The following is a 23,442-nucleotide window of genomic DNA, read 5'->3' on the forward strand; positions in this document are numbered from 1 at the left end:
TCATTTCCTTCTACACCTCACATTCTCTCTTCCAAATCCCACAGATGCCTGTCTTTTCTAAAAAATAGGCAGATAAGAACGCCTGTTACTCCCAGAAAGAAAAACAGCATGGCCGCCCCGGAACCTTTTCCGCTTCCAAAAGCACCCACCAGATAACTTCCCGCTGCCTGTCTGTCCATGATCGGTTCAAAAATCTTATCCACAAACAGCCCGCCTAAAAGATATCCCACCGGAATTGTAAAAAACTGCAGGGTATTGCGCACAGAATACACACGCCCCTGTATTTCCAGGGGAGTATGGAAACGGATCAGTACATCCATATTGGCAGACATAAAGGGAATAAACAGCCATCCCAGCACGGCCCCAAAACACCATACCGGCGCACTTCTTCCGAAGGCCAGGAAAAAATTCTCCGTACTCATGGAAAACAGAAGGGAATTGCAGATCACCCCCATTCTGCTCTTTGGAGGCGCGGACATGGAGACCCAAATACTGCCTGCCACATTTGCAAGCCCTCCGCAGGCATTCACCCATCCAAGTGCCATCTTACTGCCCCCGTTTCTGGACAGAAGCATGGCCGGCAGTGCCGCGTTGTACATGGATGCCACCAGATTGATTGCTGCCAGAAAAAGGATCAGATCCAGGATTCCCCTGTTTTTCCTCATATAGCCAAGGCCTTCCCCAGCTGCTTTTAGGAGGGAACCCGTCTGCTCCCCGGATGCCAGCTTTTCCTCCGGAATCCGGATAAAGAAGGCAAGGGTGAGAAACGCCACGGCGAAGGTTGCCAGATCAATGGCTATTACTGCCCCAATCCCCCAAAAAGACATGACTGTCATAGCCGCAATGGGATTCAACACAGTCACAAGTGAGTTTGAGAACGAACGCATACCACTCACTCTCTGGTATTGTTTTTCAGGCGTGAGCAGGCTGACCGCCACATCGGAGGCAGGCTGCTGAATGGTATTCATCAGGCCGTTCAACCCATTGATAAAATACAGATGCCAGATTTCCAGGCGGCCTGCTGACAGCAGACAAAATACCGCAGCCGTGCTGACTGCCGCAATAGTGTCACACACAAGCATGGTGTGCTTTTTATTCCAACGGTCGCTCAAAGCCCCCGCGAAAATACTCAGAAGCACATAAGGCGCATAGGAACAAATCGACAGAAGTGAAGTGGACAGCGCCGAACCTGTCTGCTGATACGACCAGATGACTAATGCATAGCTGGTCATGGAACTGCCCAGTGTGGAAAATGCCTGTGTTGCCCACAGAAGGATAAAAGTATGCAGTCCTTCAAATAGTGATTTTACGTTATTCAATTTTTTCATTTTGACTTTGCCCTTTCTTTTATAAACTTGGTTTATTCAAAGAACGCAAAGTCTGACGGACGAAAAGGCATTACGCCGATAAATTCGTCTCCATACAAGTCCGTCCGTGTCTCAGACTTTGCATGGAGCTTTTAAAATGCAGAGTATCACCATACTCACCTCCCTCTTCGTTTTTTGATATTAACATTAACTATTTCATTTGTAAAGCGTTTGTAACTGCAGACACAGGGTTGTTTCTTTATACCAGCCCCTTTCATTACGGTCCCCGTTTTTTTCCACACAGTACACCTCTTCATACCCTGCAATTCCTGTTTTGCCATATGCCGCTGTACCCGTAGTGCAGGAGCAAAGATCATCAATCTCCCTGAAATATCTGTAGTTTATCCTGATTGCCGCAGCATCTCCGTATGAAATCATATTTATTCCACTACAATATCGTCTATATCATGGTCCTTGGCTGGCAGAATGACAGCATATCCCTCCGCCGATAAAAACAGCCAAGAGAGGCTGCATCCGGTCAAAGCGGATACAGCCTCCCTTGGGCTGTCATGCGTGAATTTAAATTCATTTGGAGCCGCAGTTTGCGGAGGAAGCGGCTATACTTATAGCATAGCCAATCCGGTACCGCTTTACAAGCCACCCCAGGGGATATTTTTTCTTTCCCCTATGTTTCTGTTCCTTTTGTTTCAGAAGAAGCTGCTGTCTCCAAAGGCTCACATGCCTGGGCGTTTTCCGGCTTATGTTCCAAAGCCGCCCCGCTCTTTTTTCTTTTACCATCCCCGGTAAGCATTTTCTTTACTGAAATGATCAACAAAATCAATACCGCGATCAACGGCAGTCCTGTGAGTACGGAAATGGTCTTGACTGCCTCCAGTCCGCCGATCAGCATAAGGCCGATTGACAGAAGACAGAACAGGATCGCCCAGAATATCCGGTTCCACCTGGCTGGCTCCTCATCTCCTTTCAATCTTTTCATTGTAGTCCCTGCCAGAACATAAGCGCAGGAATCAATGGTTGTCGCAAGATATACAAAACAGACAATGCACAGGAATATCATCATAAGCTTCGGCATAGGCAGAGTCTGAAGAATCGCCACTATGGCAGCGCTCTGCCCCTCACTCTGCAGAATGGATGCAAGATCCACCCTGCCTGTCTCCTGCAAAAACAAAGAGTATCCGCCGAATATCATAAAGCTTACACAGCAGCCCAGGCTTCCCCATATCAGTTGTCCCCACACCACATTCCGTATGGTCCGCCCTCTGGAAATCCTTCCCACAAACATTCCCATCATAGGCATAAAGGCCAGCCACCAGCCCCAGTAGAAAACTGTCCATTCCTGCGTAAACTTTCCACTCCCGAATGGGTCCGTGTATGTACTCATCTTCACAAAATCGGAAGCATAGAGACCCAGGGAATTTATTTCCATTTTAAAGATATCTGTTGTCGGCCCTACAAAAAGCACAATTGCCATAAAGACAAAGGCCAGCACCACATTTATGTTGCTGAGTTTTTGGATTCCCTTGTCCAGCCCCAGGTACACAGAGGTTCCGAAAATACAGACCCAAATGATCAATACTACAATCCGCACAACAAAATCATAACTCTGGGGAATCCCGAATACTTCCCGGATAATAACAGAAAGTACAGGTGCCCCGATTCCCAGGGATGTGGAAATGGAGCCTACAATGCCGAAAATAACAAGCATGTCGATCACATTTCCGAGAAATCCCCTGGAACGCTTCTTAAGCACCGGCTCACAGGCAATACTCAGGCGCATTCCCGGCATTTTGCGGACGAACATCATATAAGCTGTGGCAATGATGGCCGGATTATAGAATGCCCAGGCGCTCAGGCCCCAATGGAACTGCCCGTACATATGCGCATATTCATACGCTGGTTTGCTGAATGGCTCCAGATCAAAAGGAGGGCCGCTCACATAATAGATCGGCTCCAGGAAACCCAGGATCACAATGCTGGTTCCCACACCGGCAGTAAAAAGCATGGCGATCCAGGAGAGATTAGAATACTGCGGTTTATCCTCGGCAGTACCCAGCTTCACATTTCCGTGCTTACTCACTGTCAGCCAGATAAGAAAACCAAAAGACACAAGACAGGCCAACAGGTACAGAAATCCCAGTCTTCCTGTACAAAATTCAAATACACTGGAAATGATCTCGTTGGAAACCTCCGGTGCCAGATACAATGGAATAATTATGACTGCCAGGATTATCACAGCCGGAAAAAAAACTTTCTTCTCAATCTTCTCAAACAGTTTCACATCGTGTCCCTCCTTCATGGATGCCAATTATTGCGTCAGGCATAGTGCCCGGCTGCCAAAATGCACCCCTGCCGGTCAAAGAGTGTTTGAGACCTGCCAAAAGCAATTCTCAAACGCCCTCCAAAGCGGGGTGCACTGGCTGCGTTCTTATAACCTGCTTTCTTCTCTGCTGCCGTATTTGACAACAAGAGCGTCAGCGACACCTACTCCCTCCCCTTCCGGGTATACAAACAGAGGATTGATATCCAATTCTTTCAAGGTATCCCTGTTTGCACTGGCGAAATCAGCAATACTTACAATGGTATCACACAGGGCATCTATATCACATTTTTTCCCGCCGCGATAACCGTTCAACAGTTTAAATGATTTCAGTGATCTAAGCATATCTAATGCTTCCGCCTTGCTGATGGGGGCCGGGTACAATGCTACATCCTTGAACAGCTCAACAAACACACCGCCCATGCCCACCATGACCATGGGACCGAACTGGGGGTCATTGTTTACACCGATGATCATCTCTACTCCTGATTTTAGCATAGGAACCGTTAATATTCCATTGATCTTTGCATCAGGACGTTTGGATGTAACACTTTCCATAATATCATTGTATGCCCGGACCGCCTCACAAGAACCATGAATGTTCAGCTTCACGCCCCCCACATCGCTTTTATGCAGAATATCAGCGGATTCCACTTTCATGACCAGAGCTTCCTCTGTATCCTTCGCAAACTCTGCTGCTTCCTCCGCGGATGTAACAATAACTTCCTTCGGAACCGGAACCCCGTAGGCACCCAGTTCTTTCTTACTGTCATGCTCGGACAGCGCATAGGTCTCACCGCTCTTCTTCTGTCCCACTGCCAGGCTCAGGCTCTTATTTTCCGGTGTATAGGAAATAAAGTCAGCCAGGCGGCGCAGGATCTTGAATGCATAGACCGTAGGCGGAAGCACCGGCACCCCCATATTGAACAGCTTTTCCTGGTACTCTGCATTCCTGGTATTTTCAGCAAAAGGTATCATGGCGATGGGCTTGCAGTTTTCCCCTTTTTCTTTCACCACTTTCTCGATCCCTTCATACATATAGTGGATGGCCGGGTCTGCGATCTCCAGAAGCAGTGTGTAGCCAATGAGCACCATACCGATATTGGGGTCATCCATCACAGTCCGCAGGGCGCCCGCGTACAGATCCGCATCATAGGAGAGGCTTGCCGTCATATCCAACGGATTGTTGGGTGATGCATAAGAGGGGAGCTGCGCTTTCAGGGAAGCCAGGGTCTCCTCTGTAAAATCCGGATATTCAATGCCGTTTAAGCTGCCCACATCCGCGCAGATCCCTGTCTCCCCGCCGGAGAGGTTCATGGATGCAAATGTGGCCTGTTTGGGCATCTGTTTTAAGGTGGAGAGCATAAGGGACATAGCCATCAGCTCTTCCAGGTCATCCACACGGATGGCCCCGAATTTTTTCAGGACCGCGTCAAAGGAGGCGTCCGAGCCGGAAAGACTTCCTGTGTGGGAAGCCGCAATGGCTCCGCCTTTGGCGCTCCTTCCCGCTTTTAAAATCACCACCGGTTTTCTCCTATCCGCGGCTTTTTTAAGGACTGCCGCGAATTTGTCCGCATTTTTGACGCCCTCGATATAAATACTGACTACCTTGGTATTTTCATCCTCAACCAGGAAATCCATGTAGTCTTCCATCTGTACGATCTTGCCGTTTCCGGCGGATATACTGTAAGAAAAGCGCATGCCCGGACAGTCCATCAGGGACAGGCAGAGCTGACCGCTCTGGGAAACCACACCCACGCTGCCTTTTCTGTCTCTCTTGTCAGAGATAAAGGCAAAGGCCTGCACATTGTCCACATAATTGACAAAGCCCGCACAGTTTGGGCCCATGACCGCGATCCCAAGCTCTTTGGCTGTCTCCATCAGTTCTTTTTCGTTGGCTCTGCCCTGGTCGGTTCCCACTTCACCGTAACCGCTGGCAAATACCACGGCACCGCCGCATCCCTTTGCCGCCCCTTCCCGCAGAAGCGGGATAACCGTTTTCTGTGAGGTACAGATCACCATCAGATCCACAGATTCCGGCACATCTGTCACACTCTTGTAGCAGGGAACCCCAAATACCTGGTCGCGCTTTGGATGTATAAAGTATACATGGCTTCTGTCTTCCATATAGGAAAGGATGTTGCGGCACACATCCCCGCCGAATCCTTCCTTCTCACTGGCACCGATGACTGCTACAGACTTCGGCTTCAGCAGTTTTGTCAAATCCATCGTTTTCTACCTCCTGTGACAGGGCGTTCCTCCGCTGCTGTCTCATCAGACCAGCAGCGTCCCTTCCGCCCTGTTACTCATTCCCCATTTTTATTTACCTTCCACTCCCCTGCGGTAGCAGGCCACATTCTTCTCGTTGAACCTGTCTTTTCCCTTTTTCTCAAAAAAGGATACAATGGCGTTTTCCATATATTCAACAGTAAATAAATCGCTGTGGGCAGCCAGTGCACCCAGCATTACCAGGTTGGCACCCTTAGGATTTTTCACCTCAGCGGCAATATCTGTTGCAGGAATTTTCACTACCTTGATGTCCTCCCGGTAGGTTCTGTCCTCCGGCACGATGGAGGAGTTTACCAGCAGAAGTCCGCCGGGTTTTAAACGGTCCTCAAATTTGTCAACAGCCGGTGTGTTCATGGTGAACAGAATATCCGGCTGTTTGGAAACCGGGCTGGCGATAAGCTTATCGCTGATCTTCACCGTACAGTTGGCGGTTCCGCCCCGCATCTCTGAACCATAGGAGGGGTAGAATAAAACATTTTTGTCCTGTTCCATGCCGGCATTGATGAGGAGCATTCCGGCTGTCAGCACTCCCTGTCCGCCGAATCCGGCACAAATAATCTCTTTTGCCATGTCTATTCCTCCTCCTTTTTGTCTTTAAATTCACCCAGAGGGAAGTATTTCTCCATCTCGTTTTTCAGGTGTTCCATGCTCTTTACGGGAGTCATGTTTAAGTTTGTGGGACATGGGGAGAGCAGTTCGACCAGGCAGAATCCCTCGCCCTTCATATGCTTTTCAAAAGCTTTTTTCACATATTTTTTACACCGGATCATTCCCTTGGCATCAGCCATGGTACCTCTTGCCAGGTATGCAATGTCAAATCCGCTGAAGGCCTGCTCTACCCGAAACGGCATCCCCATCTTCTCCGGGTCTTTACCTCTCGGTGTGGAGGTCGTGACCTGTCCAGGAAGGGATGTGGGCGCGCACTGTCCTCCGGTCATGCCGTATAAGCTGTTGTTAATGACTACAGTCACTACATTATCATTACGAAGTGCCGTGTGCATAGTCTCTGCCATACCGATGGAGTAAGCAGCGCCGTCCCCTATGTAAGCCAGCACCGGATTTTCCGGGCGCACCTTTTTGATGCCCACTGCAGTGGCTATGGGACGTCCGTGTGCTGCCATGACAGTATCAAATCTCCAGGAGTCAATATTCAAAGAACCGCAGGCCACGTCAACCACAGCCAGAAGTTTTTCACTCAGACCCATCTCTTCCATTACTTCGGCAATCAGACGGACTGCCAGGCCGTGTCCGCATCCGGGACAGAAGCCGCTAGTCGTAAATGTTACGGTTTCAGGAGCTACCAGTCTCATATCATACGCCCTCCTTTTCAAGCATTTCTTTTGCTTTTGCAATGATTCCATCAGATTCAGGAATCTCGAATATAGAACCAAAGTGGTCAACCGGATATTTGCCGCCGGCAGCCAGGCGCACATCGTCTGTCATCTGTCCTAAGATATTCATCTCCACTGTGAGGAATGCTTTCGCGCACTTTGCCTCCTCAAAAGCCTTGACCGGGAAAGGCCACAGGGTGATCGGACGGATCAGTCCCAGCTTCAGCCCCTCTTCTCTTGCCAGCTCTACAGTCTCGCGGCAGACTCTTGAGCTGATCCCATAAGCCACAAGCACCAGATCCGCATCCTCCACCCGGATATTTTCATAGCGCTGTTCTTCGCGCTCCATATCCTCATATTTTTCTCTCAGATAATTCTCATAATCCGGATGTGTATAATACACGTTCTGGATCTTGCGCTGCTCACAGCCTTTTTTACATCCCTTGATGCTCCAGTCAAATTTGTCGATATCATGATCCTTAAATTCCGGGATTTCCACTGCTTCGATCATCTGTCCGATCGCCGCGTCGGAAGCGATGAGCACCGGATGACGGTATTTTTCCGCCAGATCAAAAGCATCCACCATCAGGTCTGCATTCTCCTGCACAGAAGCAGGTGCCAGTACCAGAGTATGGTAATCACCGTGTCCGCCGCCTCTTGTGAGCTGCCAGTAGTCGCCCTGCCCCTGGGCAATGTCTCCAAGGCCGGTTCCGATACGCATGACATCCACAATAACAGCCGGAAGGTCCGCTGCCACCAGATAGGAGATTCCCTCCTGTTTCAGTGAAAATCCGGGGCCTGCAGATGTGGTCAGTGCTCTGGCACCTGCCGCGGATGCTCCCAATACCATATTTATGCCTGCCAGTTCTGATTCTGCCTGGATGAACACACCGCCCACATCTTCCATTCTCCAGGAGAGATATTCCAGGATCTCTGTCTGCGGAGTGATGGGATATCCGCTGTAGAAGCGGCATCCGGCTGCCAGTGCGGCCTCCGCCAGAGCCTCATTTCCTTTAAATAATACTTTTCCCATAACAAACCTCCCTCATCGTATTTCAAATACATAGTCCGGGCATACGCGGTAACACATGCCGCATACCACACATTTTTCTGCATCCACTTCCACCGTATTGTATCCCTTGGCGTTTACATGGCCGGATTCCCTGATGGCATCCTGGGGACATGCATTGATACAATAACCGCAGCCTTTACAGCGGACGGGATTGGTGTAAACTTTTTCTTTTCCCATAATTTCATTTTCCTTTCTATGTCAAATATCAGGAGACCTCTCCCAGTTTTGCTTTTTTACCGAGTCTGTGGATCAACATGGCAAGCGCGGAGCCTACCAGGCCTGAAACTGCCAGGAAGCCAAAGATAAAATTGTAACCGGAACCGCCGAAGGAATCCAGCCACTTTCCAAAGAGCACGGAGTATATGGAATCCGGCAGATATCCGATGATGGACGCAATGCCGATCACGGTCCCTGTCATTACCCTTGGTATTCCGGCCTCACTGACTGTGGAGAACACAACGCCGTACATCATCATGGCAAATGCTCCCGGGATCAGCGTGTACAGGCTGGCTGCCATTGGGCTGATACCGGACGGCAGAATGAGAACTGCCCCGAAAAGTGCTGCCAGTATGATAAATGCAGTGGAAAGCCATTTACAGGTGGATTTAAATACTTTATCTGCAATGATGCCGCCCACAGGAGCCAGAAGCAGAAGCAGATAGTTACGGACAATGGAGATAAATCCTGAGCTTTCCGGGGAAATACCTCTTACTTCCGTCAGATAAGGATTGAAATAAGAGATACTGGTATAAAATCCATAGCCGCAGAAGATTGTGAAGGATACGATCCAGACAACCGGATTTTTCAGCAGTTTTCCCACATCCCCCATACGGAATTTGGGTTCTCCGTCATCAACGGTTTTCTCCTTATCGCTGCCCTGCATAAGGAAGAACAACAAAATGGCTGCAGCGATAGCCACAGAACCGCCTGCCAGGACTGCCCGGAAAAATCCCAGTTCCATATCGCCGCCGGCTGTCTTGTAAATATTCAGTGCCAGTGTATTGGTCAGGGCTGCCGTGATCCCGTTGCAGGCATAGTAAAGGCCATACATGAATCCCTGCTCTTCCTCTGTGCCGATAATGCGGACTGCCTTCATGAGTGCGGACCAAAATACAAATGCCGTACTGAAGGAAAGTCCCATCCAGATAAACATGGCGATCTTAAAGTCCATGGTAAACGCGTACAAAAATGCCAGGGCCGATGTACTCAGAAGGGAGATGATCAATGCTTTTTTCGGTGATACTTTGTCTGCAATGATACCGCCCGGTATGTAGAGGATCATATTTCCCACCGTGTACATGGTGAGCAGCAGGCCGGACTGGGTGTTGCTCATATGCATGGCTGCAAGCTGTGCGTCATAAAAAATGTATTTCACGTAGGGCAGAAAATAGATGGAACCTCCTGCCAGGCCAAGTGTTATGACCGTAAGGTATTTTCTCACTTTAGAATTCATAAAAACCTCCATATGCATAGAATGGGGATGCTTTTTTCGCATCCCCACCCTATCTAGCAGAATAACGGACTACATATCCGGAGTGTCGGATTTGTCCGGTGTGAACAGCCTTCTGGCTACATCACGGGTGAATTCACCTGTCTTTTTAGACTCTTCAAATACCCGGCGTGTCTGTTTGCGGATCAAGTCTGTCGTGTCATTTACAATGGCTGCTGCCGCATCCTCATCGCTCATGTTCTCAATCTTTACAAGACGGAAGATGACCGCTTCGTAGATACGGATACCGCCCAGGTTAGAGATAAAGTCAACGGCAACGTCAACGCCGTTTTTGCGGAGGATCTCATCTGCTTCCGAAGTAGTGGGGATATTGGCAGCTTCCACTAACAGGGATGCTTTGATCTTGTCAGCATTGTCTTTATTGATAACATCTTCCAGCGCTGCGGGAATCAGGATATCGCATTCTTTTTCCAGCCACTGGCTGTTTGGATAGATCTCATAATTGTCTTCAAAGGATTCTTTATTCAGCTCACCTTTCGGAAGTCTGGTAGCTACCAGTTTGGGAATATCCAGTCCGTCCTTACAGTAAACAAGCCCGTTCACATCAGCGATACCGATCACCTTATAGCCCATGTTGTTCAGGGAGTTCACGCAGCTTGCGCCCACACAGCCAAATCCCTGGATGATAACAGATGCGCCTTCTTTGCCGCCTTTCATTTTCCATGCTTCGTCGGCTGCTGCCGCAACGCCGTAGCCTGTGATCATGTCATACATTTTAAAGCCGTCATATGTAAGTTCTTTTTCTGCTCTGTCATGGTTCACAATACCCTGATGGATATCCGGATCTTCTTTCATGGCCTTTGTCTGGGGAATGCCGATTCCCAGGTCATCTAAGATCCTTAACACATCGGAGTAGTCAACACCCAAATCTCCGCCGATGGAAACGCCTGCATTGATGACCGGTGCGGTGGCTGTCAGGAAACGTCTTAAAACGTCCAGTGCGTCCGGTGCTTTATAATCATATGCAATACCGGCCTTACATCCGCCTGTGGTGAGGGACTCACATGCCTTGTATTTGTATCCCATTGTTGTGGCAAGACGGATAACCTCTTCCTTTGTCACTGTGGGGTGCATTCTTGTTCCGCCTCCGCAGTAATGATTCACAAAGTTGTATGCGCACATCCAACCTTTTGCGTCTGTCTCTGTGTCGTTCCATTCCACTACTAAATACGGTTTGTTTGCCATTTTAAAAATCCTCCCATTTTATGCTGTTCTCTATTACAGAACTTTGTTCTTTAATAGTTTTATTTTTTTACTCGGCATTTCGCCGAGTAAATAATCCTATAGTCTTAAATTTTTGTTCTGTATGTAAGAACTTCGTTCTTCATTTTATGATATGAGCATATCACACCTTGTTTGTTTTTTCAATATCTTCCTTGGATCTTTTTCCTTTTTGTGCAAACTATCCAATTTTGACCTCTTATTTTCTATAGGCGTTTTTGAATCTCATTTGCATACCTTTTTAAGATCTGTACAAATATGTCCCGCTTCTCGTCATCCATGCGCAGAGACGGGGTGCTGATACTGATGGCGCCCTCCACTTTACCCATGTGATTCATGAGGGGGACTCCCACACATTTGACTCCGAACGTATTTTCCATATTGTCAACAGCGTAGCCGTCTCTGCGGGCATTTTTCACTTCTTCCCACAGCTTTTCCTTGTCTGTTATGGTATAATCCGTGTATGGTATCTTCTCACGGCTCAATATCTCTTCCACTTCCTCATCCGGCATCTGGGAGAGGATCACTTTGCCTACACTTGTACAATACATTTTGGAACGCTCTCCCGTTACAGACCTTCCTGGAAGCATCTGGCCTTCCGGATATACGGCTTCCAGATAGACCACCTCATCCTCGTGGGGAATGGCCAGATAGATCAGTTCTCCCGCTTCCTTTGCGATCTGATGCATGTAAGGTAGCACCACCTTGGTAATGGTAAGACTTTCCTTCAATGCACGGCTTAAGGTGAAAACAGCGGTCCCCAGAGAAAACTTACCCGTCTCCGGGTCCTGCTCCAGATAGTCCATGGCTTTGAAGGTCATTAAAATATTATGCACGTTACTTTTGTATAATCCCATCTTCTCACTGATCTCTGTCACACCCAGAGGTTGTTTTTCCACGAAACATCCCAGAATCTCCAGGGCCTTCTGCAGACTTTTTACCTTGATCTCTTTCTCTTCACTCATAGTGGTTTTCCCTCCTAATCATTCATGCAGGTCTTATTGTTCCGTATTCAAGAACTCTGTTCAGCATTTTATCTTACTAAAATATTAACATTTCTCCATGTATAATACAAGAGGGTGTTTAAAAATGTCTCCGTCAGGTATGCAGGCAATAGTTCATTGCATTCTATAAAAAAGGATATTTTCATTTTCGTCTCATTTTCAGAATTTAACAGTCCTTCAAATGGTTCATATGGTATTTCCCCACCGCTGTTCACAGTTGTATAATGTATAGCTCCTTGTGCAGTAATCTTCTTTGCGATACACACAAAAAGCCGCATCCCGGCGTAGGATACGGCTTTTTGAACTTGGAGTGTCTGTGAATTCAAATCAGGCTTCACGTGCTGTTTATAAGCGGAGGGAACAGCGCGAAAGCTAATACTGTAATTTTTCCGGTCAACTTTTGGAGGAAGATCAACCGTGATATAATCATATAACACCGGCCTCCATCCCGCAAGCCGCCCCCAGGGATAAAAATCAAAAAAAGTTTTTTCCTTTTTTAACCTGCCAAAGATGGCCTTTTCCTTGCATGGCTGACCCCATCCCGGGGTTCTTTATTTCAGGAAAGAATCCAGTGCCTTGTTCAGGCGTTTCAGGCTCTCTGTATCTCCCTTTTCCAATGCCTCCTCAATGCACTCATCTACATACTGCTTCAGCACTTCCTTCCCCGCACCATTGACGGCGGACCACACAGCGGCAAGCTGGATCAGGACTTCACTGCAGTCGCGCCCTTCCTCCACCATACCACGTATGGACCTCAGATGTCCGGTGGCCCTGGCAAGACGGTTGACCATGCTTTTATCATACTTTGCCTCTGTATATTTTTCTTCTTCTCTCATCGCACAGTTCCTTTCTCACTCCTGCTGCCCTTGATCAGCAATAGATCTCCTCACCGCCACATGAGTCCCAGGGATATCCTGTCTGCCGGGCTGCTTCTTGGGCCACATCAATATCGATCTGGTCGGCCACCATCCACAAAGTCATATCCAGGCCTGATGCCGTGCTGCTGCAGGAATAATACTTTCCATCCGCAACGACCCTGGCTCCCTCAATCCTCTCGATGCCCGCTGTAAACATCCTGTTCCAATTTTTGTCAAGAGGACAGTCGGCCAGCTTCCTCCTGTACAGAAGTCCTGTCTGTGCCAGGACCGCCGAGCCGCTGCCTACCATCAGACAGGTATCCGCGTTCTCTGCCGCCCTTTTTACCAGATTCAGGGTCCGCTCATCCTGCCAGAGCAGACGCCGTGCCCCTTTGCCTCCTGGGATCAGAAGAACTCCTTCTATCTCCCCGGGTATCAGAAAATCCGTCCATATTTTGGCTCCCTGGACGCTGTTTATCACATCTCCGGATACGGAGAGATAGCGGATGTGGTAATATTTCTGCAGTTTTCCCAGTATCTCTGCCGGCCCAAATACATCCATTCCCTCAAAGTCATCAAACAGTACCATATTCACATCCATCTTTACACCCGCTTTCCTCCGCACGTTTTATATGATTGACCAAGGCCAGGTTTACGGTCCTGGTACACACCTGTTCTGCAAGAGCCATATTGTGTGTGACCGTCAGCAGGCCTATGTTTCTCTTTTCCACCTCACCGAGCATCAGATTCCAGATCTGTGCCTGGGTGATCACATCCAGCATGGTGCTCATCTCATCGGCCAGCAGAAAATGCGTACCCTCAAACAGGGATCGGGCCACACAGAAGCGCTGCAGTTCTCCGCCGGAGAGCTCCCGCGGATAGCGTTCCAGCCATTCCTTCTCGATCCCAAGGGCATCCAGCACCTCCTCCCGGTACATGCCTGATTCCTCCAGAACCTTTTTCATCCTCCAGCGGGGATTGATGGCCTTCTCCGGATGCTGGTAGATCAGCTGCACCGGGCAGACCCCTTTCTTTACCATAGGCTTTTTATCCAGCAGGACCTCCCCCTCACAGGGTGCCAGATACCCTGCCAGCAGCTTTACCAGGGTGCTTTTGCCATAACCGCTCGGTCCCACCAGGCCGACGCGCTCCCCTTCCTCCATGGAAAAGTTCACATCTCTCAGTATCCACGGCCCGTTTCCATAGCGGAATCCTAAGTTCTTTGCTTCAAGTCGCATGTATACACCTCACATATCCTTCCCGGATTTTGCGCATGGGAATATCATTTTCACATTCTTTTGTTTTATGGGGACATCTGGGAGAGAAAAGACATCCCTTCGGCAGATATTTGGCATAGGGCTGAAAACCCGGAATCGGCTTGAAACCATTCTGGGGAAGCGCCTGCCACAGTGCCTTGGAATAGGGATGGCGCAGCTCCTCCATGCCTTTTTGGAAATCCTCCGCTTTTGCCATCTCCACCGTAGTGCCCGCATAAAATACAGCGATCCTGTCCGCAATATGGAAGGCCAGGTCAATGTCATGGGTGATGAGCACCACTGCTTTCCCCTCATCCGCCAGCTCACGGAATATTTTCAGCGCCTCCAGCGCCATCTCCAGATCCAGGCCCGGTGTGGGTTCGTCCGCAATGATCAGGGATGCATTGCTGATAACAGCCGTAGACACCAGTACCCTCCTCGCCATACCTCCTGACAACTGAAAAGGATAGCATCTCTCTATCTTTTCGTCCAGATGAAATCTCTTGAAAATCTCTTTCTGGGATTTCTCCTTTTCTTTTTTACTGTCCCTTCCTGTTACCTGCTTTCCCACTTTCATAAGCGGGTCAAGATAGGCTATAGACTGCGGCACCAGGGCAATCTCTGTTCCCCTGAGGGTTTCCTTTTTCTTCTGGTCCAATATCCGGCCTTTATATGTGATCTTTCCTGTGATCTTTGCATTCTCCGGCAGGATTCCCATGACTGCATGGGCTAAAAGACTTTTGCCGGAACCACTGGAGCCTGCAATTGCCACGATCTCCCCCGGTTTTACATTCAGGCTCAGATTGGATATTACTTTTAAATCAGATTGTTCCAGCCCTTTGTCGTACATGTGGAAGGTCACAGACAAATCCTCCACTTCCAGAATGGGCTTCTTTTCTATATATTCCTCTTTCATGATACACTCCTATTCTTGTACGCTGCATAATGCTCTCATTTCTTCATACCATGCCTCTATTCCTGTAAGCTGTATAATACTTTAATCTCTTCATACCACGCCTCTATTCCTGTAAGCTGTATAACACTTTAATCTCCTCATACCCCGGGTCTATTCCTGTGCGCTGTACGGATCCAGGATCTTCTTCATATTTTCCCCCAGCCGGTCAAACAGCAGCACAATGATCACAAGCATAAGCCCCGGAAAAAAGGCCAGCCACCACATTCCGGATGACAGGTATTTCATGGATTCCGACAGTATGATCCCTATAGCCGGCTGCTCCGGTGACAGCCCAAACCCCAAAAAGGTAAGTCCTGACTCATGCATGATAGCGTGGGGAAACAGAAGGATCAGGCCAATGATAAACTGCGGCACCATATGGGGCAGTATGTGATGCACTGTGATCCACCAGCTGGAATGCCCCAGCCGTTTTGACACACCTATGTACTGCTGGGAGCGTATCTGGAGCACCTCACTCCTGATAATACGGGCAAGCCCTGTCCAGTGGGTGACCGCCACACCGATCAGTACGCCTTTCAGACCTTTTCCGCAGGCAAAAGAGATGAGGATCAGCAGGACTGTATGTGGGATCCCCATGACCAGGTCAATGAGCCAGTTGATAAAATGATCCAGCCAGGAGCGCCCCGTTGCCGCTGCCACGCCCACAAACAAGGCGATCACTGCACTGACACAGGAAGCGGTCATACCCACGGAAATACTCACAGAGAGACCTTTGATGGTGCGCACCAGCATATCTCTCCCCAAAAGGTCTGTGCCGAAAGGATGGGCAAGGGATGGTTTCAGTGCTTTCTTTGTAAAATCCGCCCGGATCAGGTCATCACTTAAAAAGGCTCCCGACAGATACACGCCCAGGATCACCATAAAAATCAGGGCTGCAAAAATAATGGTCTTGGATCTCCGGTTCACCACAATTTTCCTGCCCTGGGCCTTGGATGCTGCTGCAGTCATATCACTCATTTTTGTATCCCTCCCTTATCTGCGGGTCCACGACCCCATAAATAATATTTGCCAGCATATTTCCCACAAAGACAAAGAGTGCCGAGAACAGGGTGATCCCCAAAAGCAGGGGCACATCAGACCCCATGCCTGCCGCTGAAGCCGCAGCTCCCAGACCCGGATAGGAAAATACATTTTCCGCCAGCACAGAACCTCCGAACAGCTCAGAAAAAGAGCCGAACTGCATGGTCACAGCAGGCAGCATAATATTGCGCAGCCCATGCCGTTTTAAGATACTCCATCCGGATTCCCCTCTGGCTCTGGCAAACATGACGTACTCACTCTCCAGCACATCCACCAGCTTTTCCCTGGTGTGGAGTGCCACATTGGCAAAAGAGAGGAAGCTCAATGTGAGGGCCGGCAGGATCAGGTGATGGATTCTCTGTAAGACAGTCACCTGGTCTGTGGGGACACCTTTGGGCACACTCATTCCCATGGGAAACCATCCCAGCTTCACGGAAAATAGCATGAGGAAAACAATTCCGATCCAGAAGGTAGGAATGGAACACATGATCAGACAGAGCTTTTTCAGGACTTTATCCGGCCCTTTTCCGTGAAACGCGCCCATGACACAGCCCACGGTAAATCCTATGATCCCGGAAAACAGCCATGCCGCCGCCATGAGCGCCAGGGAAGTGACAAATTTCTCTTTTATGATATCCAGCACAGGCCTTCTGTAGATCAATGACACGCCGAAGTCACCATGCAGGACTGACTTTGCCCATGTAAAAAAGCGCTCCACCGGCGGGTCATTAAGGCCCCAGTATTCCGCTATTTTTGCTCTCTGTTCCATGCTCACATTAGGCACTGCTCCCACATACTGCTGCACCGGGTCCACCGGGGACATATTTACCAGAAGAAAGCTTATGATGCTGACTGCTATGAGAAGTGTTACCATGCGGAGCAGATATTTCCCGGTGATTTTCAGATAATACTTATTTTTCATCCTGTCTCTCCATTCGATTTTCTCTTGTAATTGAATTTCCATATAAAGCACGAACAGCCCCGGATGTAAAATCCGTATTTTCAGGATTTTTCATCCGGAGCAGTATTTCAAAATATTATTACTTCCAGGTCCACTCTGCTAGATTTGCGACCAGAGGCCATGCAGCGCCGTGTGCGTGGATCCTCTGTTTTCCTATGTCCAGTCCGTCTTTCACATAGTAGAGATGTGACATATTGACATAGAATGCCCAGGGAGCCTCTCCTCTCATGGAAGTACCTGTCTCCCCGTCCCACTGGGCTTTCTGCCACCACGCATAGGAGTCTTCTATGGAGACAGAGTTCATGGCTTTATCCAGATATTCGTCCGTCTTTTCGCTGGTATAAAACTCAGGATTGTAGAAATCTGTCTTACCCGCATTGCTGCTGTGATACAGCATGTAGGAGGTCATAGGACTGTCGGAGCCCCATCCCATGATCATAGGCTCTGAGAACATCCTTTTCACGGTATCATCCGCACTGACACCCTCCACGGTGATGTCAAACCCCATGTTTTCTTTTGCCTGGTTTGCCACTGACATGGCAACTGCCTGGCGCATGGAATCTCCTGCAAAATACATCAGGTTAAAGGCCAGCTTGGTACCGTCTTTCTCCCGGATCCCGTCGTTGTCCTCATCTTTCCAGCCGGCTTCCTCCAAAAGCTGTTTTGCCAGGTCCACATCAGTTTCAATGACGGTCTCCTCATTCCACCAGGGCATGCCGTCACACTCTGTATAAGCAGGTTTGGCGAATCCGTTTAAAGCCTCCGTAATGATTTTTTCCCGGTCAATACCGTAACACAGCGCCTTTCTGACATTCACATCCGAGGTGATATTATTTCCGATCTTGTAGCCATCCTCTGTTGTCCTTCCTTCATCCGGTACGGTGGGAAGGGTGATCCCCCTGTTGTCTACCGATTCCACTTCCTGTACATGCATGCCTTCTATCTCATTGGCAGCTATGGTGGCGGAGGTCAGGGCAATATCCACATCCCCTGCTTTGGCGGATACAAACCTGGCATCCTCCTCCTGTACCAGGAACACTGCCTTTTTGATGGCGGGCTGTTCTCCATAGTAATTTTCATTGGCTTCCATGATGAACTGCTGTCCTTTATCCCACTGTGTCAGCTTATAGGGACCGGAACCCACAGTCTCCTCCGCCGAAAGTCCGAATTTATCACTGTAGGATTTTTCAGGGACAATACCAATCTGGGCAGCCGTATAGATAAAGGTCACACACGGCTTGTTCAGCTGAAATTCCACTGTGGTGTCATCCTTTGCAGTACAGTTTTCCAGCATGGTCAGGTCCATGTAGGTTGCCTTCTCTTTTGTGGTGTTGAATGTAAAGGCCACGTCCGATGCCTTCAGCGGCTCTTTGTTGGAAAACACCACATCATCCCGGATCTTAAAGGTCCATGTCAGCGCATCCTCACTCACACTGTACTCTGTAGCCAGGTCATTCTCCAGTTTGTCATCCCCGTTCACTTTCACCAGCGAGGAATACAGCGGTGAACCTGTATAACCGAACCCTGTGCAGGGGTCCCAGCTGTCCGTATCATTTGAAAAACCGATGGTGACCTCAGACTTTCCGGATGCTTCAGACCCCTTCGTCTCCGAAGCATCTGCCCCTGCGGATACTTCCTTCCCCTCCTGTTTTGTCTCTTTGGCGGAATCCGTACCGGAAGCCCCGCCGCTTGTGCAGCCGGCCAGCAAGGACATAGTCATTGCCAGACAGCAGAGAACTGCTGCAATCTTTCTCTTCATGTGTTCTGCTCCTTTTTCTGTTTCGTGTTCAGCCTTTGCCTTCCCGGAATATATTCCCGCTTCCGGGCTGTCATGAATGGAGTATAGCAGAGGGTAAAATGGCCCGCAAGCCGCCCCCGGGGTTTTTGGGGAAAGGTTTTTGAAAAGAAAAAAAGCCTGCAACTGGCAGGATTTATGCCAATTACAGACCTTGATCCTATATGCATTAACCCCATCCCGGGGTTCAGGAATCCGAAAACAGGCTTAACAAAATAATAAACGACGTAATCTGGCATACCTGGGAATAACAAAGGTAAACACTTTGCTGCCGTGGATATAAGACGGATGGTTCAGTCAAATACTGCCCCATTCGATGCAAAGCTAAATTAACATCGTATACTTTTCAAAATGCATATTAAATACTATGAATACTCAGTCATTTTTCCGGTTTCTACATAAAACAAATGTGCAAGATGTCGTAAAGATTTTAGTGCTTTTTGGGTACGGGATGAAATCCGATTTTCGTGATAAAAAGAACCTGATAGTATGGAAAAACTAATCAGGTATTAAAAGAGGCCTCTAAGGCACAGAATCAAGTCAAAAAACAGACAGTCATCAATAAAAAGTGGTTGTCTGTAATTCAAAAGCACTTGGGGAATAAATTCCACAAGTACTTATCTATAGTAGCGAGAGGGGGACTTGAACCCTCGACACTACGGGTATGAACCGTATGCTCTAGCCAGCTGAGCTATCTCGCCATCTGTATTTCTTCTGCTTTTTTGCAAAAGAATGGGACCTATAGGGCTCGAACCTATGACCCTCTGCTTGTAAGGCAGATGCTCTCCCAGCTGAGCTAAGATCCCATAAATTTCATTTGATTGTCTGCTGCTTGTACAGCAAGTAGCGAGAGGGGGACTTGAACCCTCGACACTACGGGTATGAACCGTATGCTCTAGCCAGCTGAGCTATCTCGCCATCTGTATATATCCTCTGCTTTTGGCAAAAGAATGGGACCTATAGGGCTCGAACCTATGACCCTCTGCTTGTAAGGCAGATGCTCTCCCAGCTGAGCTAAGATCCCATTTCATTTAGCAGTCTCTGCTACTGCTTGACTGCTTTGCTATTATAACCTTAAATTGTGTCAATTGTCAATACCTTTTTCTCAAAAAAATACAAAAAATAACAATTAATAGAATAACAGGCAATCTGCCGGTCACCGCTTATAATCTTCTCTGAATTTTTCTCTGTATTTTATGGGCGACAAACCAGTCTGTTTTTTAAATGCCAGGGAAAAGTAATTGATCTCATGGTATCCCACAGCCTGACCCACTTCCCCGGCCTTTAAATTGGTACTCTCTAAAAGCTGTTTGGCTTTTTCCATTCGGCAAAAAACAATATACTCATTACACCCTTTACCTGTAAACTTTTTAAACAATTTAGAAAAATAATTGGGGGAAAGATATACCTGCGCCGCTAAACCGCCCACCGACAGGTCTTCCTCCAAATGGTTTCTAATATAGGTTTCGGCCCTTTTCACAATCTGATGGCCGCCCTCCTCCTGATAAAACAATTTCTCAATATAATCTTTTGTATAAGTAAAAACTTCTTTTCTCTGACTACGGAGAATCATATAAGAAAATGCATCCAGATTCCCCTTCTTCTCTTCCCCGCCGTTACTGACAACAGCAAAATACAGGGCAGATACCAGTTCAAAACAACATCTGCGCACGACTGAATCAGCTACATTGTAAGAATCCGAGGCGATCTCAAAGATATCCATGATCCGGGCTGTCTCCTCTGCATTTCCCAACTCTATAAGCATCCTGTTTTTCAACTCTGTAAAAGTATCCGCGAAAAGCTGCCGCCTGTTTTTGGCTTTGACCGTTTGTGTGATCTGCTGAAAGGGCAGTGCTGACTCTAAAAGATATTCCGCATTATTGTAAGAAATATAAAGTTCCTCCGGCTCTGTGACAACACTGCCCAAAACCGCCCTGACTCGAATATCCAGTTCCTCCCGCAGGACATTGACAATCTCCTCTGTCTTTTCAACCGCTTCTATATTATTACTGTTATCCCCGAAAAGCAGAAGTAAAACCCTGTCCTGCCTGTCAAAAAATGTAATCCCTTCCTGATGCGTATCCAGAAGTCCCATACAGATATTGCGGATCGTCATATTTAAAAGCCCTTCTGCAATACCATCCTTTTCCTCAACCTGTATTTCACATATCAATATCACTAACTGCATGATCTTTCCACGTTCAATACCGTACGCACTTGCAGCAAGTGCCAGTTCTTTTGAATTTTGATCATAGATCAGCCCTCTCATTATGTTCTCCAGAATTTCCTGCTGGCGGCTTCCGGCAGTGCGCAGGACTGCTACCTGTTCCTTCTGTTTTCTCTTCTCACCATCCAGCTGTTCAGTCAGTTTACAGATTTCCTGTTCAAGAGTCTTTTCGTCTACTGGTTTTAAAAGAAATTCCTGCACTTTCAGCCTGAGACATTTTCTTGCATATTCAAATTCATCATATCCGGTAAGCACCAGTACCTTCATTTCAGGAAGAAATTCCCTTGCCTGCCCAATCAGTTCTATCCCTGTCATTCCTCTCATATTGATATCCGTAATCATGATCTCAGGCCGTTTTTCGGCTATAATATCCAGTGCCTTCCTCCCACTCGCCGCAGTATAGACCTCCTCTATACCAACCTGATCCCACCGGATCGTATCCCGTATTCCATCGCGTATCATTTTCTCATCATCTACAACAATAGCTCTATACATGATCTTCCCCCTCTTTTTTCTGCGTACCCGCAGGAAGTGTGATCTCCACCGTAACCCCTGCCTCTTCATTCATTTTATAAAACAACCCATACCCTTTTCCAAAAAACAGCTCAATCCTCTTATGCACATTGCGTACTCCATATCCGAAATTCTCATCAAATTCTGACACCGAAGCATTCATTTTTGCCATTTCTTCGGCTGTCATACCACTGCCGCTGTCAGAAACAGAGATCACGGCTCTTTCCCCTCTTACTTCTGCACTTATGACTAATTTCCCTCTTGTTTCATCTTCTATCCTGATTCCGTGATATATGGCATTTTCCACAAGCGGCTGCAAGGTAAGTTTCGGTATCTGAAGTGAATACATATCCGGCTCAATCCTGAACTCACTCTCGATAATAGAGCCATATCTTAAATTTTGGATAGTCAGATAGTTTTCAATATGAGAGATTTCCTGTTTCAGAGATATAATGTCCTTCCCTCTGCTCAAACAGAGCCTGTAGTAGTTAGCCAGCGCTTTTACCATGGTCGAAACCTGTTCATTCCCTTTTGAAGTTGCCTGCCAATGGATACATTCCAGTGTATTATACAAAAAATGCGGTTTTATTTGATCCTGGAGGGCATTGAAACGTATCTGCTCAGCCTGATGCTGCTCAAACTTCACCCTGTCCACAAGCTCTGTCATCCGCTCCATCATATAATTAAATCCCTGTTCCATCTGTTTAAAATCTTCACCTGTATTGTCAAGAGTGATCCTATGTTCCAAGTCTCCTTCTGAAACACGATTCATACCGTTTACCACTTTTTCCACAACCCTGTAAGAGTAACGCACCAGACGGCTGCCTGCAGATATTCCAGCTATGACCATCATTACTATACAGGCACACAAAATAGCTATTGTTCTAAAACTGTCAATATATAAAGCTTTATACGGTATCTTTCCTACCAGATAATAATTCCATACTCCCATTTTCCGGTACACAAACAGAGAATTATCTTTTTTAAATTCCCCTTTTTCCCCTCTCAGATTCTCCAGGCAGGAAAATCCGGTGCCAAGCAGGGATTTATCGCCTGCCGAAAAAATCTCACCACTGCTGTGTACCATCATGATCTCCAAAGGCATCTGTGCATTATCTGTATCCCCCATATGCTCCAAAAGATTTCCCCTGATATTGATGCAAACCATTCCCAAAGTATCCTTTACGTGATTTACATCATAGAGAGGGGAATATAAAGTCATGGAATACTCTTCCCCGTTATTGTACCGGTCTGCGTAACTTAGGATGACATCTCCTTGTTTTGCCAGTGTTCCTGCCCGATGATCCTCCTGTATCTTACTTTCCAAACCTGCATATGCCAGGGAAGTTTTCCCTTTATACGCATACTCCTGTGTCCTTACATTTATAATTGCTATAAAATTAATGTTTGACTGGACATTCAAATTATTGTGGATCGTCTGTCCCACCTGTTTTAAAAGCTCCGGCTCTGTCCTGTCTTTCTGCTTGAGAAACAATTTCACATGTTCATCCATCATAAGGCCTTTTGCCATATCATAATACCCGGAAAGATTCATCTGGTAATCATTTGCAAGGGTTTCCATCTGTATCTTGGCCAGAGAGCCTGATTTTTCCGTAACGATCTTCACAGAAGAAAAAGTAGATATTCCCAATACACACAAGGTAGTAACGGTAATGGCCAGTGATATGAATATTTTTACTTTTTTATCAAAGTTATAAGACATATATTTTTTAAACATTTATTTCCCTATTCGTATCCGTTTTAC

General features: G+C 47.6%; 21 protein-coding genes and 4 tRNA genes. All 25 read right to left on the minus strand.

What is annotated here, in order from left to right; genetic code table 11:
* Nucleotides 1–17: 17 nt before the first annotated feature.
* The 25 genes from A4V09_RS12975 to A4V09_RS13100 all read right to left on the minus strand — a co-directional run bounded on the left by A4V09_RS12975 (nucleotide 18) and on the right by A4V09_RS13100 (nucleotide 23,415).
* Nucleotides 18–1,328 carry an MFS transporter gene (locus A4V09_RS12975; RefSeq protein ID WP_065542731.1) on the minus strand — a complete coding sequence of 437 codons (1,311 nt, stop codon included), beginning with the start codon at nucleotides 1,326–1,328 and terminating at the stop codon, nucleotides 18–20.
* Between the two features lie 195 nt (nucleotides 1,329–1,523).
* Nucleotides 1,524–1,745: a hypothetical protein gene (locus A4V09_RS12980; protein WP_065542732.1), complete on the minus strand. Its 222-nt coding sequence runs from the start codon at nucleotides 1,743–1,745 to the stop codon at nucleotides 1,524–1,526.
* A gap of 247 nt (nucleotides 1,746–1,992) precedes the next feature.
* A complete protein-coding gene (locus A4V09_RS12985; protein ID WP_084043585.1) occupies nucleotides 1,993–3,606 on the minus strand; it encodes a BCCT family transporter in 1,614 nt (537 codons plus the stop codon).
* A 147-nt stretch (nucleotides 3,607–3,753) separates the two neighbouring features.
* Entirely contained in the window at nucleotides 3,754–5,874 is a 2,121-nt protein-coding gene (locus tag A4V09_RS12990) for an acetate--CoA ligase family protein (protein WP_065542734.1), read from the minus strand.
* A 90-nt stretch (nucleotides 5,875–5,964) separates the two neighbouring features.
* Nucleotides 5,965–6,504, minus strand: coding sequence for a 2-oxoacid:ferredoxin oxidoreductase subunit gamma family protein (locus A4V09_RS12995; RefSeq protein WP_065542735.1), 540 nt, complete (start codon nucleotides 6,502–6,504; stop codon nucleotides 5,965–5,967).
* Nucleotides 6,505–6,506: 2 nt separating this feature from the next.
* Complete coding sequence (locus A4V09_RS13000; RefSeq protein ID WP_065542736.1) at nucleotides 6,507–7,244, minus strand: thiamine pyrophosphate-dependent enzyme; 738 nt, start codon at nucleotides 7,242–7,244, stop codon at nucleotides 6,507–6,509.
* 1 nt (nucleotide 7,245) lies between these two features.
* Entirely contained in the window at nucleotides 7,246–8,298 is a 1,053-nt protein-coding gene (vorB, locus tag A4V09_RS13005; RefSeq protein WP_065542737.1) for a 3-methyl-2-oxobutanoate dehydrogenase subunit VorB, read from the minus strand.
* Between the two features lie 12 nt (nucleotides 8,299–8,310).
* Nucleotides 8,311–8,514, minus strand: coding sequence for a 4Fe-4S binding protein (locus tag A4V09_RS13010; RefSeq protein ID WP_065542738.1), 204 nt, complete (start codon nucleotides 8,512–8,514; stop codon nucleotides 8,311–8,313).
* A gap of 28 nt (nucleotides 8,515–8,542) precedes the next feature.
* A complete protein-coding gene (locus A4V09_RS13015; protein WP_065542739.1) occupies nucleotides 8,543–9,790 on the minus strand; it encodes an MFS transporter in 1,248 nt (415 codons plus the stop codon).
* A gap of 69 nt (nucleotides 9,791–9,859) precedes the next feature.
* Nucleotides 9,860–11,032: a Glu/Leu/Phe/Val family dehydrogenase gene (locus tag A4V09_RS13020; protein ID WP_065542740.1), complete on the minus strand. Its 1,173-nt coding sequence runs from the start codon at nucleotides 11,030–11,032 to the stop codon at nucleotides 9,860–9,862.
* Between the two features lie 242 nt (nucleotides 11,033–11,274).
* The gene (locus tag A4V09_RS13025; protein ID WP_065542741.1) at nucleotides 11,275–12,033 is read right to left on the minus strand and encodes an IclR family transcriptional regulator; all 759 of its coding nucleotides are present in this window, start codon (nucleotides 12,031–12,033) and stop codon (nucleotides 11,275–11,277) included.
* 68 nt (nucleotides 12,034–12,101) lie between these two features.
* A complete protein-coding gene (locus tag A4V09_RS13030) occupies nucleotides 12,102–12,509 on the minus strand; it encodes a hypothetical protein (protein ID WP_065542742.1) in 408 nt (135 codons plus the stop codon).
* Between the two features lie 114 nt (nucleotides 12,510–12,623).
* Nucleotides 12,624–12,908, minus strand: a complete 285-nt coding sequence (locus tag A4V09_RS13035) for a metal-sensing transcriptional repressor (RefSeq protein ID WP_065542743.1) — start codon at nucleotides 12,906–12,908, stop codon at nucleotides 12,624–12,626.
* 34 nt (nucleotides 12,909–12,942) lie between these two features.
* Complete coding sequence (locus A4V09_RS13040) at nucleotides 12,943–13,530, minus strand: DJ-1/PfpI family protein (RefSeq protein ID WP_065542744.1); 588 nt, start codon at nucleotides 13,528–13,530, stop codon at nucleotides 12,943–12,945.
* Nucleotides 13,505–14,167: an ABC transporter ATP-binding protein gene (locus A4V09_RS13045; RefSeq protein WP_065542745.1), complete on the minus strand. Its 663-nt coding sequence runs from the start codon at nucleotides 14,165–14,167 to the stop codon at nucleotides 13,505–13,507. The genes A4V09_RS13040 and A4V09_RS13045 overlap by 26 nt, the downstream gene beginning before the upstream one ends.
* On the minus strand, nucleotides 14,157–15,101 hold the full coding sequence (locus A4V09_RS13050; RefSeq protein WP_171285121.1) for an ABC transporter ATP-binding protein: 945 nt from the start codon (nucleotides 15,099–15,101) through the stop codon (nucleotides 14,157–14,159). The genes A4V09_RS13045 and A4V09_RS13050 overlap by 11 nt, the downstream gene beginning before the upstream one ends.
* A 150-nt stretch (nucleotides 15,102–15,251) precedes the next feature.
* Nucleotides 15,252–16,118, minus strand: a complete 867-nt coding sequence (locus tag A4V09_RS13055) for an ABC transporter permease (protein WP_065542746.1) — start codon at nucleotides 16,116–16,118, stop codon at nucleotides 15,252–15,254.
* The gene (locus tag A4V09_RS13060) at nucleotides 16,111–17,103 is read right to left on the minus strand and encodes an ABC transporter permease (RefSeq protein ID WP_065542747.1); all 993 of its coding nucleotides are present in this window, start codon (nucleotides 17,101–17,103) and stop codon (nucleotides 16,111–16,113) included. The genes A4V09_RS13055 and A4V09_RS13060 overlap by 8 nt, the downstream gene beginning before the upstream one ends.
* Nucleotides 17,104–17,221: 118 nt before the next feature.
* Complete coding sequence (locus A4V09_RS13065; protein ID WP_065542748.1) at nucleotides 17,222–18,901, minus strand: ABC transporter substrate-binding protein; 1,680 nt, start codon at nucleotides 18,899–18,901, stop codon at nucleotides 17,222–17,224.
* A 663-nt stretch (nucleotides 18,902–19,564) separates the two neighbouring features.
* Nucleotides 19,565–19,638 (minus strand) — tRNA-Met (locus tag A4V09_RS13075).
* A gap of 32 nt (nucleotides 19,639–19,670) precedes the next feature.
* Nucleotides 19,671–19,743 (minus strand) — tRNA-Val (locus A4V09_RS13080).
* A 38-nt stretch (nucleotides 19,744–19,781) separates the two neighbouring features.
* A tRNA-Met gene (locus A4V09_RS13085) sits at nucleotides 19,782–19,855 on the minus strand.
* Nucleotides 19,856–19,888: 33 nt separating this feature from the next.
* Nucleotides 19,889–19,961 (minus strand) — tRNA-Val (locus A4V09_RS13090).
* A 132-nt stretch (nucleotides 19,962–20,093) separates the two neighbouring features.
* Nucleotides 20,094–21,659 carry a response regulator gene (locus A4V09_RS13095; protein WP_065542750.1) on the minus strand — a complete coding sequence of 522 codons (1,566 nt, stop codon included), beginning with the start codon at nucleotides 21,657–21,659 and terminating at the stop codon, nucleotides 20,094–20,096.
* Nucleotides 21,652–23,415: a sensor histidine kinase gene (locus A4V09_RS13100; RefSeq protein WP_065542751.1), complete on the minus strand. Its 1,764-nt coding sequence runs from the start codon at nucleotides 23,413–23,415 to the stop codon at nucleotides 21,652–21,654. Before A4V09_RS13100 ends, A4V09_RS13095 begins: the two co-directional genes overlap by 8 nt.
* Nucleotides 23,416–23,442: the final 27 nt, after the last annotated feature.

Origin of the sequence: Blautia pseudococcoides, assembly GCF_001689125.2 — a bacterium.
GTDB classification, from domain to species: Bacteria; Bacillota; Clostridia; order Lachnospirales; family Lachnospiraceae; genus Blautia; species Blautia pseudococcoides.

Excerpts from the sequence above, each read along its gene's own strand:
- A4V09_RS13025 (WP_065542741.1), bottom strand. The coding sequence starts at position 12,033 with ATGAGTGAAGAGAAAGAGATCAAGGTAAAAAGTCTGCAGAAGGCCCTG.
- A4V09_RS13040 (WP_065542744.1), bottom strand. The coding sequence starts at position 13,530 with ATGGATGTGAATATGGTACTGTTTGATGACTTTGAGGGAATGGATGTA.
- A4V09_RS13015 (WP_065542739.1), bottom strand. The coding sequence starts at position 9,790 with ATGAATTCTAAAGTGAGAAAATACCTTACGGTCATAACACTTGGCCTG.
- A4V09_RS13035 (WP_065542743.1), bottom strand. The coding sequence starts at position 12,908 with ATGAGAGAAGAAGAAAAATATACAGAGGCAAAGTATGATAAAAGCATG.
- vorB (WP_065542737.1), bottom strand. The coding sequence starts at position 8,298 with ATGGGAAAAGTATTATTTAAAGGAAATGAGGCTCTGGCGGAGGCCGCA.
- A4V09_RS13045 (WP_065542745.1), bottom strand. The coding sequence starts at position 14,167 with ATGCGACTTGAAGCAAAGAACTTAGGATTCCGCTATGGAAACGGGCCG.
- A4V09_RS13020 (WP_065542740.1), bottom strand. The coding sequence starts at position 11,032 with ATGGCAAACAAACCGTATTTAGTAGTGGAATGGAACGACACAGAGACA.
- A4V09_RS13055 (WP_065542746.1), bottom strand. The coding sequence starts at position 16,118 with ATGAGTGATATGACTGCAGCAGCATCCAAGGCCCAGGGCAGGAAAATT.
- A4V09_RS12990 (WP_065542734.1), bottom strand. The coding sequence starts at position 5,874 with ATGGATTTGACAAAACTGCTGAAGCCGAAGTCTGTAGCAGTCATCGGT.
- A4V09_RS12975 (WP_065542731.1), bottom strand. The coding sequence starts at position 1,328 with ATGAAAAAATTGAATAACGTAAAATCACTATTTGAAGGACTGCATACT.
- A4V09_RS13000 (WP_065542736.1), bottom strand. The coding sequence starts at position 7,244 with ATGAGACTGGTAGCTCCTGAAACCGTAACATTTACGACTAGCGGCTTC.
- A4V09_RS12995 (WP_065542735.1), bottom strand. The coding sequence starts at position 6,504 with ATGGCAAAAGAGATTATTTGTGCCGGATTCGGCGGACAGGGAGTGCTG.
- A4V09_RS12980 (WP_065542732.1), bottom strand. The coding sequence starts at position 1,745 with ATGATTTCATACGGAGATGCTGCGGCAATCAGGATAAACTACAGATAT.
- A4V09_RS13100 (WP_065542751.1), bottom strand. The coding sequence starts at position 23,415 with ATGTTTAAAAAATATATGTCTTATAACTTTGATAAAAAAGTAAAAATA.
- A4V09_RS13060 (WP_065542747.1), bottom strand. The coding sequence starts at position 17,103 with ATGAAAAATAAGTATTATCTGAAAATCACCGGGAAATATCTGCTCCGC.
- A4V09_RS13095 (WP_065542750.1), bottom strand. The coding sequence starts at position 21,659 with ATGTATAGAGCTATTGTTGTAGATGATGAGAAAATGATACGCGATGGA.
- A4V09_RS13050 (WP_171285121.1), bottom strand. The coding sequence starts at position 15,101 with ATGAAAGAGGAATATATAGAAAAGAAGCCCATTCTGGAAGTGGAGGAT.
- A4V09_RS13010 (WP_065542738.1), bottom strand. The coding sequence starts at position 8,514 with ATGGGAAAAGAAAAAGTTTACACCAATCCCGTCCGCTGTAAAGGCTGC.
- A4V09_RS13065 (WP_065542748.1), bottom strand. The coding sequence starts at position 18,901 with ATGAAGAGAAAGATTGCAGCAGTTCTCTGCTGTCTGGCAATGACTATG.